General features: G+C 41.7%; 12 protein-coding genes. All 12 read right to left on the reverse strand.

Annotation, left to right across the window (positions count from 1 at the left end):
• Positions 1-63: 63 nt before the first annotated feature.
• On the reverse strand, positions 64-1,257 hold the full coding sequence (gene nusA / locus ACWI_RS14715) for a transcription termination factor NusA (protein ID WP_070372204.1): 1,194 nt from the start codon (positions 1,255-1,257) through the stop codon (positions 64-66).
• 23 nt (positions 1,258-1,280) lie between these two features.
• Positions 1,281-1,772: a ribosome maturation factor RimP gene (locus tag ACWI_RS14720; RefSeq protein ID WP_070372205.1), complete on the reverse strand. Its 492-nt coding sequence runs from the start codon at positions 1,770-1,772 to the stop codon at positions 1,281-1,283.
• A 169-nt stretch (positions 1,773-1,941) separates the two neighbouring features.
• A complete protein-coding gene (frr, locus tag ACWI_RS14725) occupies positions 1,942-2,499 on the reverse strand; it encodes a ribosome recycling factor (RefSeq protein WP_070372206.1) in 558 nt (185 codons plus the stop codon).
• A gap of 3 nt (positions 2,500-2,502) precedes the next feature.
• Positions 2,503-3,231 (reverse strand): UMP kinase, encoded by a 729-nt coding sequence (gene pyrH / locus ACWI_RS14730; RefSeq protein WP_070372207.1) that lies wholly within the window; start codon positions 3,229-3,231, stop codon positions 2,503-2,505.
• A gap of 83 nt (positions 3,232-3,314) precedes the next feature.
• Positions 3,315-3,959 carry a translation elongation factor Ts gene (tsf, locus tag ACWI_RS14735; RefSeq protein ID WP_084633727.1) on the reverse strand — a complete coding sequence of 215 codons (645 nt, stop codon included), beginning with the start codon at positions 3,957-3,959 and terminating at the stop codon, positions 3,315-3,317.
• A 27-nt stretch (positions 3,960-3,986) separates the two neighbouring features.
• On the reverse strand, positions 3,987-4,775 hold the full coding sequence (rpsB, locus tag ACWI_RS14740; RefSeq protein WP_070372208.1) for a 30S ribosomal protein S2: 789 nt from the start codon (positions 4,773-4,775) through the stop codon (positions 3,987-3,989).
• Positions 4,776-4,923: 148 nt separating this feature from the next.
• A complete protein-coding gene (gene hslU, locus ACWI_RS14745; RefSeq protein WP_070372209.1) occupies positions 4,924-6,330 on the reverse strand; it encodes an ATP-dependent protease ATPase subunit HslU in 1,407 nt (468 codons plus the stop codon).
• Positions 6,331-6,346: 16 nt separating this feature from the next.
• On the reverse strand, positions 6,347-6,877 hold the full coding sequence (gene hslV, locus ACWI_RS14750) for an ATP-dependent protease subunit HslV (RefSeq protein ID WP_070372210.1): 531 nt from the start codon (positions 6,875-6,877) through the stop codon (positions 6,347-6,349).
• Between the two features lie 35 nt (positions 6,878-6,912).
• Positions 6,913-8,982 (reverse strand): type I DNA topoisomerase, encoded by a 2,070-nt coding sequence (gene topA, locus ACWI_RS14755; protein ID WP_070372211.1) that lies wholly within the window; start codon positions 8,980-8,982, stop codon positions 6,913-6,915.
• Positions 8,983-9,095: 113 nt separating this feature from the next.
• Complete coding sequence (gene dprA, locus ACWI_RS14760) at positions 9,096-10,205, reverse strand: DNA-processing protein DprA (protein ID WP_070372212.1); 1,110 nt, start codon at positions 10,203-10,205, stop codon at positions 9,096-9,098.
• 130 nt (positions 10,206-10,335) lie between these two features.
• Positions 10,336-11,160: an ABC transporter substrate-binding protein gene (locus tag ACWI_RS14765; protein ID WP_070372213.1), complete on the reverse strand. Its 825-nt coding sequence runs from the start codon at positions 11,158-11,160 to the stop codon at positions 10,336-10,338.
• A 139-nt stretch (positions 11,161-11,299) separates the two neighbouring features.
• Positions 11,300-12,166, reverse strand: coding sequence for a universal stress protein (locus ACWI_RS14770; protein ID WP_070372214.1), 867 nt, complete (start codon positions 12,164-12,166; stop codon positions 11,300-11,302).
• Between the last annotated feature and the right edge of the window lie 88 nt (positions 12,167-12,254).

Here is a 12,254-nt window from a genome sequence, read left to right on the forward strand (position 1 = left end):
ACCTCCCTGACATTGTTTTATCTAAGTATTATAGCATAAAAAGCTATATTAGTGATTAAACCTTTAATTTTCCAGATCTGAAATGTTGTCGAAGAGGACGTCTTCTTCAGATACTGACGAATTCATCAACTCCAGAGCCTCAGCGGATTCAAGCTCTTCTTTTAGCTCCAGTAAAATATCCTCGGTTAAACCGCTATTCTGGGTTTTTGATTCATTATGTTGGTTGACATAGTCAATTTTGCTTTTGATGTCAATTTTCCAGCCAGTCAGTTTTGCGGCCAGACGGACATTTTGACCTTCCTTACCAATGGCCAGGGATAATTGATAGTCATCAACAATCGCCACCGCTGATTTTTCGTCTTTATTGGCGATGATTTCAACTACTTTGGCTGGACTCAGGGCATTGGACAGATATTCTTCAACCGAGTCGCTCCATTTAATAACATCTATTTTTTCACCCTGCAACTCATTGATAATATTTTGAACCCGGACCCCTTTTTGGCCGACACAGGCACCAACCGGATCAATACTGGGGTCATTGGCTTTGACGGCCACCTTGGTGCGAGAACCAGCTTCCCGGGAAATGGAGACAATATCGACAATCCCGTCAAAGATTTCCGGTACTTCGGATTCGAACAAGCGCTTGACCAACCCCGGATGGGTTCGGGATACATTGACCTGGGGTCCTTTGGTGGTTTTTTTAACCATTAGTAAGTACACTTTTAAGCGTTGGTTCAGCGTGTATGTTTCGCCAGTCGTTTGCTCAGATGGCAACATCACTGCCTCCAATTTACCGATTTCTACATACACAATACCTTTTTCGATTCGTTTAATAATCCCGGTTAAAACTTCATCCTGTCGTTTGAGGTAATCGTCGTAGATGATATTGCGCTCTGCTTCTTTAATCCGCTGGATGATCAATTGCTTGGCATTCTGGGCCGCAATTCGGCCGAAATCCCGGGGTCGGACTTCTTTTCTGAAAAAATCGCCGACTTCGTAATTACTGTCAACTTCCCGGGCTTTTTCAAGCGAAATCTGACTGTGATCATTTTCCGGAACCTCGACAATTTCTTTTAATGCAAAGACTTGAATATCGCCATTTTCACGGTCAATGCTGATCTCAACATTGTGTGCATTGCCATAATTCTTTTTATATGCGGTGGTAATTGCAGCCTCAATTGCTTGAATTAATTCTTCTTTATCAATTGATTTTTCTTCTTGAATTACATCCAGAGCGCGTATAAACTCCTGATTCATATTGGTTTTCTCCGCCTTCCGTATTATTCAGCTGATGGAAGAGGTTTAAAATTCAACTCATCCAACCGATTTGCTTTTGCAATTTTACTGTTCTCCAGTGTCAGCAGTTCACCTGTTTCCAATTCAAGGGTTAGTTCATCGGTAGTATATGATTTTAATACCCCCTCGATATCTTTTTTCCCATCCATCGGTGCGAAAAGATGAACTGCTATTTTTTTATCAAGATTTGACAGGAAATGTTTTTCTTTTTTCAACGGACGATCCATTCCGGGTGATGATACTTCGAGAAAATAACTTTGTTCGATGGGATCCTGCTCGTCAAGCATTTCACTGACTGGTCGGCTGACTTTTTCGCAATCTTCCAAAGAAATGCCATTTTCCGAATCGATAAACAGGGTCAGATACCAGTCCTTTCCTTTTTTTTCAAAGGTCAGATCGGTTAGTTCATACCCCAGTGATTCGACCACTGGAGCAGCTAATTCTTCTAATAAGAACTCTTTCGATACTTTTTTCATACTTATTCCTTTTATTTTATTATTTATCTAAAAATCTGGGTTGTATTTTTCACAGTAGCCATCACTTTGATACCGACTTGAAAAATAGTTAAGAGTGGGTCTCCCCACTCTTAATGAAATACTATATAATTGAATGAACAATTAAATAAATCATATCCCGATAAAACCATTAAACCTCTAAAATTTCCGCTTCTTTTTCTTTTAGAATGGCATCAATGTTTTTAATCTCTTCGTCCGTTACCTTCTGAATTTCTTTTTCACCTTGCTTTAAATCATCTTCGGTGATCAGACCTTCTTTTTGTCCATCTTTAAGATCCTGAATGGCATGACGACGAATGTTTCGCATAGCAACCTTGCATTCTTCTCCGTACTTTTTAACCAGTTTGACCAGCTCTTTACGGCGTTCCTCGGTTAACTGGGGAATCAGTAAACGGATAATTTTACCGTCATTAGAGGGATTAAAACCCAGGTCAGATTTTAAAATACCCTTTTCGATGGCCGGAATAGCGGTTGCATCATAAGGGCTTACAACGATCATGCGTGGCTCAGGAGTACTGATGTTTGCCAATTGATTCAAACTTGTCGGTGATCCATAATAATCCACCATGACCTTGTCAAGAATTCGGGGATTGGCTCGACCAGCCCGGAGACTTCCCAAACTTTCATTAAGGTTTTTAAGGGCTTTATCCATTTTTTCATTTGCTGTGGCTTTGATCTCATTAACCATCTTCTATACCTCCTGAATAATTGTTCCGATTTTTTCGCCCATAATTGCACGTAAAATATTTTTCGGTTCATTTAAACCAAACACTAGAATAGGGATGTGATTATCCATACATAATGAGGTTGCGGTTGAATCCATGACCTTCAGGCCTTGATTCAGTACATCTATGTATGATAATTCAGAATAGCGGACTGCATCCGGGTTAACCAGGGGATCTGAATCGTACACCGCATCAATGCTTTTTGCCAAGAGGATAATTTCAGCATCAATTTCTGCTGCTCGCAGGGCAGCCGTTGTATCGGTCGTGAAAAAGGGATTTCCGGTACCGCAGGCAAAAATAACAACCCGTCTTTTTTCGAGATGTCGAACGGCTTTTCTGCGGATATAGGGCTCGGCAATTTGTTTCATTTCAATTGCAGTTTGAACCCGGACGGGCACGTCCATTTCTTCCAAAACATCCTGTAAACCGAGGGCATTGATGCAGGTGGCAAGCATTCCCATGTAGTCGGCGGTTGATTTATCCATCCCTTCGCCGCTTCGTCCCCGCCAGAAATTACCACCGCCGACAACAATGGCTATTTCAACACCCAATTCAAAAACCTCTTTGATCTGGCTGCAGATAGCTTGTACCGTCGGCGTATCAATACCATGGCTGGTTGTACCGGCTAATGCTTCTCCACTTAATTTTATGATGACACGTTTGTATTTCGGTTCCAATAAAACTCCCCCTTTCATTTTCTTTATTATATCGTAATGTGAAATAATTTACAATCGAATCAACGGTAAAAAAAGAACACGAATGTGTTCTTTTTCAGCGTTTATGCGTTTAATTGCTTCGCTACTTCTTCGGCAAAGTTTTCTTCTTTTTTCTCTAAACCTTCACCCATCTGGAAGCGGGCAAAGCGTCGGATTTTGACATTTTCGCCGATGGTCATAATTTGCTCTTTAACCAGATCTTCAATAGTCAGATCGGGATTCTTAACAAAAGGTTGTTCCAACAGACAAATTTCTTTATAATATTTGCTGACACGGCCTTCAACCATTTTATCAACGATTTTTTCTGGTTTGCCTTCATTGAGCGCCTGAGCTCGAAGAATTTCTTTTTCTTTTTCAATTTCTTCCATTGGCACTTCTTCTTTGGTTACATATAAAGGATTGGCAGCAGCAATGTGCATTGCCACGTCTTTAACAAAATTTTTAAATCCTTCATTTTTAGCAACGAAATCAGTTTCGCAGTTAATTTCGACGAGTACGCCAATTTTTCCACCCATATGGATATACGCTTCAACGATTCCTTCAGCGGCAACACGGCCAGCTTTTTTATTGGTAGCAGCCAGTCCTTTTTCCCGCAGATAAACCATTGCGTCTTCGATATTTCCGTCTGTTTCAACAAGCGCTTTTTTGCAGTCCATCATTCCGGCACCACTTTTAGCGCGTAATTCTTTTACTAATTTTGCGTCCACTTTTCTCCTCCTGATCGTAATTATAAACTATTCTGCTTCAGTAACTTCTGCAGCTTCTTCGACTTCGTCAACGTCGCTGACAACTTCTTCGACGACAGCTACTGGTGCTACTTCAATTTCTTCTTCGACTTGTTCGCCCTGACGTCCTTCAATAATCGCATCAGAAATAACTGAAAGAATCAAAGCAACCGCACGAATCGCATCGTCATTACCAGGAATGATATAGTCAATTTCATCAGGATCGCAGTTTGTATCTACGATACCGATAATTGGAATACCCAGTTTTTTAGCTTCAGCAATGGCAATTCTTTCTTTCTTTGTATCGATAACAAAAATTGCACCCGGAACACCCTTCATATCTTTGATGCCGCCCAGGAATTTTTGTAATTTTTCACGCTGACGTTTCAGCTGAATAACTTCTTTTTTAGGCAGAAGATCAAAGGTACCATCTTCTTCCATTTGTTCCAATTCATTTAATCGTTCAATTCGTTTGCTGATGGTACCGAAGTTTGTTAAGGTTCCACCTAACCAACGATGATTCACGCAATAGCTGCCGCTACGTTTTGCTTCTCGTTCGATGCTTGTCTGAGCTTGTTTTTTGGTTCCGACAAACAGAATTTCTTCGCCGTTTTCAGCCAGTTCTTTGACAAACGCATACGCTTTTTCAATTCGTTTCACAGTTTGTTGTAAATCAATGATGTAAATACCATTTCTTTCTGTGAAAATATATGGAGCCATTTTTGGATTCCATCGTCGTGTCTGGTGCCCGAAATGCACCCCTGCTTCTAATAATTGTTTCATTGAAACACATGCCATAATTCATTCCTCCTTGGTTTTTCCTCCATTCTCATCAATCAAGAACATCGACCAGCAAACCGGCACCTGATGTCTTTCAGAGAATGTGTGTAATACATACCGATATATATTAACATAGCGTTGCTGTTAATACAAGTTATTTTTTTATTTAGAGTAAATATTTTTGATAATTATCCCGCTTTTCTGAGATATTAAAGACCCGTTCCACGTAATTCATATCAATGACAAAATCGTCCTGTTCGTAATCGGACGCATAAAAGGATATTTCTTCCAGTAATTTTTCCATTACGGTGTGCAGCCGCCGGGCCCCGATGTTTTCGTCTTCTTCATTTTGAAGATAAGCAATTTTAGCAAGATACCGGACTGCTTCGTCCTCAAAAATCAGATTGACATCCTCGGTTCGGATCAGCTGCTGATATTGCTTAATGACCGAGTTTTCAGTATGGGTCAGAATCTGAATAAAGTCTTCTTCAGTCAAACTGTCCAGCTGGACACTGATCGGGAAACGACCCTGGAGCTCGGGAATCATGTCAGAAATTTTTGACACATGAAAGGCCCCGGCTCCAATAAAGAGAATAAAATCGGTTTTGATCGGACCATATTTGGTGTTAACCGTGCTGCCTTCAACAATTGGCAGGATATCCCGTTGAACCCCTTCCCGGGACACATCGGGTCCGTGGTTGTTGCCGTTACCGATAATTTTGTCAATTTCGTCGATAAAGATAATGCCATTCTGTTCGGCATCCTTGACACCCTGTTCGTTGACCTGATCCATGTCAATTAACTTTTGGGCTTCCTGATTGATCAGGATTTTCCGAGCCTCAGAGATTTTGACATTTTTCTTTTTTTTCTTTTGAGGCAAAAAGTCACCAAGAATATCATTCATATTGAATGACATACTATCGCTGTTCATTCCCTGCATAATACCAATAGTTTTAGAACCGTCGTCATCCACTTCAATTTCAATCATCTGGTCTTCCAGCCGACCAGCGGCCAAATCCTTTGATAGCGCTTCCCGTTTTTCTTTTTTGGTCTGCTCTTTTTCGGCATCTCCTTCGAGTTCCGATAGTGTTGGGGTTGTCGGCGGGGATGGTTTCATAAAAATGTCAAAGGGGGTTTTTAGGGTTTCTTTGACTTTTTTTGAAGGTACCAGAATATCCAGAATAATTTTATTGGCATTTATTTCGGCTTCGGCATAAACTTCTTTCATTTTTTCCTGTTGAACGTTTCGGATGGCTGTATTGACCAGATCCCGAACCATCGACTCAACATCCCTGCCAACATAACCGACTTCGGTAAATTTAGTTGCCTCAACCTTGATAAATGGTGCTTTCACCAGCTTCGCCATTCGTCGGGCTATCTCGGTCTTCCCGACCCCGGTTGGTCCAATCAAGATGATGTTTTTAGGCGTGAACTCATCGATCAGATCGGCTGGTAACAACGACCGTCGATAGCGATTGCGAATCGCCACAGCCACAGCTTTTTTTGCCGCTTCCTGACCAATGATATAACGGTTTAGTTCGGTAACGATTTTTTTTGGTGTTAGTTCTTTCATTAGCATTCTTCCGTTTCTATAATACTTCAACAGAAATATTATTGTTGGTAAAGACACATATTTCTGAAGCAATCTTTAATGATTCGTAGACCATTTCTTCGGCACTGAGGTTTGAATGACTTTTTAAAGCCCGGGCTGCGGCAAGTGCATAGGATCCACCGGAACCAATGGCCGCCACATCATCATCCGGTTCAATGACTTCGCCGTTCCCTGATAAGACCAGGGTCTCGGCTTCGTCCATGACAATCAGCAGGGCTTCAAGTTTCCTGAGAATCTTATCTGAGCGCCACTCCTTGGCCAATTCCACTGCGGAACGTTTTAAATTACCGTTATACTGTTCAACCTTGTGCTCGAATTTTTCGCACAGGGTAAAGGCATCGGCAACCGATCCGGCAAACCCCACCAGGATTTTATCATGATAGATTCGTCTGATTTTAGTGGCTTTGTTTTTCATGATTGTTTTTTCGCCCATGGTTACCTGACCATCTCCAGCTATGGCGACTTGACCGTTATGACGGATTCCTACGATGGTTGTTGCATGAAACATAGTTATTCTCGCTTTCTTAACACTTGTACTTTAATTTACTCGGCCGTTGGTGCTTTATAGCCGCAATCTTTTTTATCGCAATAGATCGATTTGCGTTTTCCCAGGCCTTTTTGAAACAGGGTTGATCCGCAGACCGGACATTTTTCAGGAATCGGCAAGTCCCAGTTCATATAGTCACAATCCGGGTAATTGTTACAGGAATAAAAGGTTCGTCCGGTTTTTGAGGTTCGCTTAACAATATCGCCACCACAAACTGAACAGATCCCTCCGGTTTTTTCAAAATAGGGTTTGGTATTTTTACAGTCCGGAAAGCCGGGGCAGGCCAGAAAGCGGCCATATTTTCCTTTTTTAATGACCATGCGGCGGCCGCACAATTCGCAATCCACATCTGATTCGGGATCAGCGATGGTTACTGATTCAGCCTTTTCCTGGGCATTGGTCAGTTCTTTTTCAAAACCCTGATAAAAGTTTTTAAGCAATTCAACCCAGTCAGTTTGGCCATCAGAAACGGCATCAAGACGATCTTCCATTTCGGCGGTAAAGGAAATATTTACCACATCACTGAAATATTCTTTCATCAGATGGGTTACCGTGACACCAAGTTCGGTCGGCTTGAAATGTTTGTCTTCCACTTCCACATAGTCACGATTTTTAATGGTTGCAATAGTCGGTGCATAGGTACTGGGTCGACCGATGCCCTTTTCTTCAAGGATTTTAACCAATGAGGCCTCGGTGTAGCGGGCCGGAGGCTTGGTGAATTTCTGCTCTTTCGTTGTTTTAAGCCGTTCCAGGTCATCGCCGATGGCCAGTTCCGGCAAGATGCTGTCATCATTTTTACCAGCCCCTTTGCCAACCCGGGTAAAGCCATCAAACTTTTGGGTTTCGCCTTTGGTTTTAAAAATCAGATTGCTGCAGGCTACATCCACATCGGTAACGAAATACTGGGCATCAGCCATCTGACTGCAGAGCAGTCGTTCCCAGATCAGCTTGTACAGACGATACTGGTCCGGCTCCAGTGAATTGCGGGCCTCTTCAGGCGTCAGCATGACTGATGACGGACGAATGGCTTCGTGGGCATCCTGGACATTTTTCTTCTTTCCGGCTTTTTTCTCAGTGCCCAGATAATCATCGCCAAAATGTTCTGTTATATATTCCTTGCTCTCAGCAACCGCTTCGTCAGCAATCCGGGTTGAGTCGGTTCTTAAGTAGGTGATCAAACCGGTCAGCCCACTGCCCTTAATATCAACCCCTTCGTAGAGCTGCTGGGCCAGACGCATGGTGCGTTGAGTGGTGAAGCCCAGAACCTTATACGCTTCCTGCTGGAGGGTACTGGTGGTAAAGGGGAGCGGTGGTTTTTGATAACGAATCCGCTTTTTAACATTTTCAACGACAATGGGATGGGCGTTTACTACCTTTTCCAGCCGAATGGCCTCTTCGGCGTTGGTAATGGTTTTCTTTTTGCCATCTTCCGAATAAAATTTGGAGATGAAGGTTTTTTCGTCATCGGCTTTTTTTAAAAGCAGCTCCAGGTTCCAATACTCTTCGGGAATAAAGGCGGCAATCTCCTCTTCCCGATCGACAATAATTCTGGTGACAACGGATTGAACCCGACCACCACTAAGCCCCTTCTTTACTTTTTTCCACAAAAAAGGACTCAGTGAATACCCAACCAGTCGATCCAGAATCCGCCGGGCCTGTTGTGAATTGACTAAATCGATATCGATTATGCGTTTATTTTCAATGGCCGCATTGACAGCTTTTTTGGTAATTTCATGGAACTCAATCCGGCATTTGGTTGCTAAATCGATTTCCAGAAAATTTGCCATATGCCAGGAAATCGCTTCTCCTTCCCGGTCAGGGTCAGTGGCCAGATAGACCTGATCGGCTTTTTTTGCAGCATTTTTCAGTTTTTTCAGTAATTCCGCTTTGCCCCGGATTTTTATATAGTCCGGTTTAAAATCTTCTTCTATATTAATACCAATTCGGCTTTTGGGCAGATCAATTACGTGTCCCATCGTCGCTTCAACTTCGTAGCCTTTTGGTAAATACTTCTTAATCGTTTTTGCTTTTGCCGGCGATTCAACGATAACCAAGGTTTTACTCATTGAATACCTCCTTCTCTCTTAATAGTAACGACGCTTTTCTCTTAAAATAGCAACATTATAGCAAATCTTTCCACAAAATACAAACTTATGCAGTCGAATATAACGCATTGTCCTTAAATTAACAGGATATTTCCGTATTTAATTTGAATGATCTCTGCTATTTCCATCATCGTCAGCAGACTATTTACCTGATTGATGGGTAATCCGGAGCCTGCCACCAACTCATCAATGGTGCGATAACCCTTTTTAATCAGATCAAAGAGTAGCCGTTCATTCGGATTGGTCAGTTTTAACTCAGTCTGTTTGTTATAAACGTCAGTCTTTGCTTCCGTGTGATCCGTCCATTGATCGAATAAAACATAATCCTCTAAAATATCACGGGGATCGGTAACAAGTTTTGCACCTTCTTTTAGTAATTGGTTTCCACCAGCCCAGTTGCAAGTGCCAATATCCCCGGGGATTACATAAACATTCTTGCCCTGTTCCAAGGCATGGTTGACCGTGATCAGTGATCCGCTTTTTTTACGGGCTTCTATCACAAGAACACCCTGGGAAAGCCCACTGATTAATCGATTTCGTTGTGGAAAGTGATATGGCAGGGGTTTATCACCCAAATTAAATTCACTGAGCAGCAGACCTTTTTGGGCCATCAAATCAAAAATCTTTTGATTGACCCGGGGATAGCAGATGTCAATACCGGTTCCTAAAACGCCAATCGTGCTCCCCAGTTCATTGATACTGCCCCAGTGACTCTTGCCGTCAATGCCATCAGCTAAGCCGCTGACAATAGTAATCCCCACTGAAGATAGAGATTGTGAAAATAACTTGGCGTGTTTTTCGCCAGCTACCGTGGGGTTGCGGGAACCGATTATGGCAATCGCTAGTGGTGCCTGAAGCAGTGATAAATCACCTTTGGCATAAAGAGCCAATGGCGGCGTGTAAAGATTTAAGAGCGACTCCGGAAACTGGGGGTCATGACGCAGAAGCAGTGTAATTTTATTTTTTTCCAAATATGATAAATCCTGAGTTGCCTGCACCAGCGATCGAGACTGGAAAAAATAATTAACTGTCTTTTCATCAATGATCTTCGTCATCAAAAGGGTTTCGGGACTTAATGAATAAATCACACAGGGAGATAAAAATTGTTCGATCAGCATATTTTTTTGTTTGAGGGAAATTTTTTTTAGCCGCATAAACCATAGCCAATAAATTAAATCTTTCACCGTTTTCTTGTCCCCTTTGCATTTCGGATCACGTAGTGTATCATCATTATAATGGCAAAGAAAAGCCTTGGCAATCAAAAAGACCCGGCGCTGGTATCAAATCTCAGCGCCGGGCATTTTTTTATTATAATTATTCAATGACTTTTAATTCGGTATTAATATTCTGCGTAACATCCTGTCCAAACCATTTCATGGACAGCTCGGTTAATTTTCCATTTTCCCGTAGAGTATCCAGAGCCGTATTTAACTGTTCATTGAAGGCTGTGTCAGCTTTTCTGACGGTGATGCCGATGGGTTCATTTGACAAGACATCAGATGAAATTGCGTAGACATCCGGTTTTAGTGTGGTATAGAATTGAGCAACACTGATATCCGTCATAATGTTATCAATTTGCTTTCCTTCCAGTGCGGCGAAGGCGTCAAGCATGGCATCATATTTATTCACAGTATATTCAACGTTTTCCTGGGTTTTTAAAGCCTCCGCAGCATAATCAGCGGTGGTTTCGATTTGAACGCCGACTGTTTTTCCAGCCAGATCCTTTGGTGTTTTTGCCGGAGTCGCATCTTTACGAGAGACAATAACAATCCCATTGGCAAGGTATGGATCTGTCATATTAAAACCGCTTAGCCGTTCTTCCGTAATGCTGGTTCCCGATAAAACAATATCATACTGGTTGGCATTCAGACCATTAAAAATGCCGTCCCAAGCTGTTGGCACCCATTTAATCTCAACTCCGAGCTCATCTGCCAGGGCCTGACCCAGGTCGATATCAAATCCGACCAGTTCATTGTTTTCATCCCGGAATTCCAGTGGCAGATACATGTCATTGGTTCCGGCGGTTAACACGCCATCGGCCAGCGGATCTACGTTACTGGTCGATTTACTGCCACAGCCAGTCAACAACAAGGCAGCTCCTAATACAATTGCTACTAATGCATAACTTTTTCTTTTCATTTTTTCCTCCTACGGTATAAGTTTCATCTTTCATTATATTTGGCCATGCATAAAAATTCAAGTTATATTTCCCGAAATTAAATAAACAGCTGAAATTTGCTATTGCATTTCAGCTGTTTGTTGGTTTTACTAAAATTTTCTAATCTGCCCGATTGCCAGGAATCAAAAGAACCGATGCAGAAGCATGACGGACAATATTATGGCTGACACTGCCCAAGAAAATTTCTTTAATAAAGCCTCGCCCCTGGGTGCCCATCACAATCATGGGAATTCGTTCCTCATCAACCAACTTAATAATCTCTGAAGTGGGTGCTCCGTAACGGATCTTTATTTCTACTTCAACTGTGTTGAGAAGTTGCAATTCATCTTTAAGCTTCTGGAGGCGACTATTGTCTATTTCATTGAACTCAACCAGTCGATGGAGCAGATATGGATTTATTTTGGATTCATCCTGAATATGAAAAATCGTCACCTTATTGACACCTTGTTTGACCATTTCTTTAACATATTCAAAGGCAATATCGGCATTTTCCGAAAAATCGGTGGGAAACAAGATATGATCAATTTGATCATTTGAATTTCTGACCGTTTGATCCTGATGATTGTCCTTAACGAGCATGATGGGTTTTGTCGAACCATAGATTATATCGTAAGCAACCCCACCTAAAAAAAGGGCACCTACCATGGAGTGCTTTTCAGCTCCGACAACAATTACTGAGTAATCACCGTCTTGGGCAATCTGATTAATTTCACTTTTTAAATTGCCGGAAATGATTTGAGTTTTTACGGTAAATCCCTGCTCAGTTAGGATCTCAGACTGATTTTTCAGGTTCTCATTAAATATGGATGTTAAATAGGAGGAAACACCAGAGTCAACGTCATGGGGATTAAAACATTGAAGCAGTAAACATTCCGTCGCACCCAGAGCACGAAGACTTCTGATACATTTCACCATCTCATTCGATGCGTTGGAAACCTCGGAAACAACGATTATCTTTTCAAACATATCAATCCTCCATAATTATAAAATAAAGTTACTATTTTATTTATAACCTTTTGCGAATTGATTAAACGCATAATCAAAAATTGTGTCT

Source organism: Acetobacterium wieringae (genome assembly GCF_001766835.1).
Lineage (GTDB): Bacteria > Bacillota > Clostridia > Eubacteriales > Eubacteriaceae > Acetobacterium > Acetobacterium wieringae.

Coding starts and splice junctions, on each gene's coding strand:
- nusA (WP_070372204.1), bottom strand. CDS start 1,257: ATGAATCAGGAGTTTATACGCGCTCTGGATGTAATTCAAGAAGAAAAA.
- ACWI_RS14720 (WP_070372205.1), bottom strand. CDS start 1,772: ATGAAAAAAGTATCGAAAGAGTTCTTATTAGAAGAATTAGCTGCTCCA.
- frr (WP_070372206.1), bottom strand. CDS start 2,499: ATGGTTAATGAGATCAAAGCCACAGCAAATGAAAAAATGGATAAAGCC.
- pyrH (WP_070372207.1), bottom strand. CDS start 3,231: ATGAAAGGGGGAGTTTTATTGGAACCGAAATACAAACGTGTCATCATA.
- rpsB (WP_070372208.1), bottom strand. CDS start 4,775: ATGGCATGTGTTTCAATGAAACAATTATTAGAAGCAGGGGTGCATTTC.
- hslU (WP_070372209.1), bottom strand. CDS start 6,330: ATGAAAGAACTAACACCAAAAAAAATCGTTACCGAACTAAACCGTTAT.
- hslV (WP_070372210.1), bottom strand. CDS start 6,877: ATGTTTCATGCAACAACCATCGTAGGAATCCGTCATAACGGTCAAGTC.
- topA (WP_070372211.1), bottom strand. CDS start 8,982: ATGAGTAAAACCTTGGTTATCGTTGAATCGCCGGCAAAAGCAAAAACG.
- ACWI_RS14765 (WP_070372213.1), bottom strand. CDS start 11,160: ATGAAAAGAAAAAGTTATGCATTAGTAGCAATTGTATTAGGAGCTGCC.
- ACWI_RS14770 (WP_070372214.1), bottom strand. CDS start 12,166: ATGTTTGAAAAGATAATCGTTGTTTCCGAGGTTTCCAACGCATCGAAT.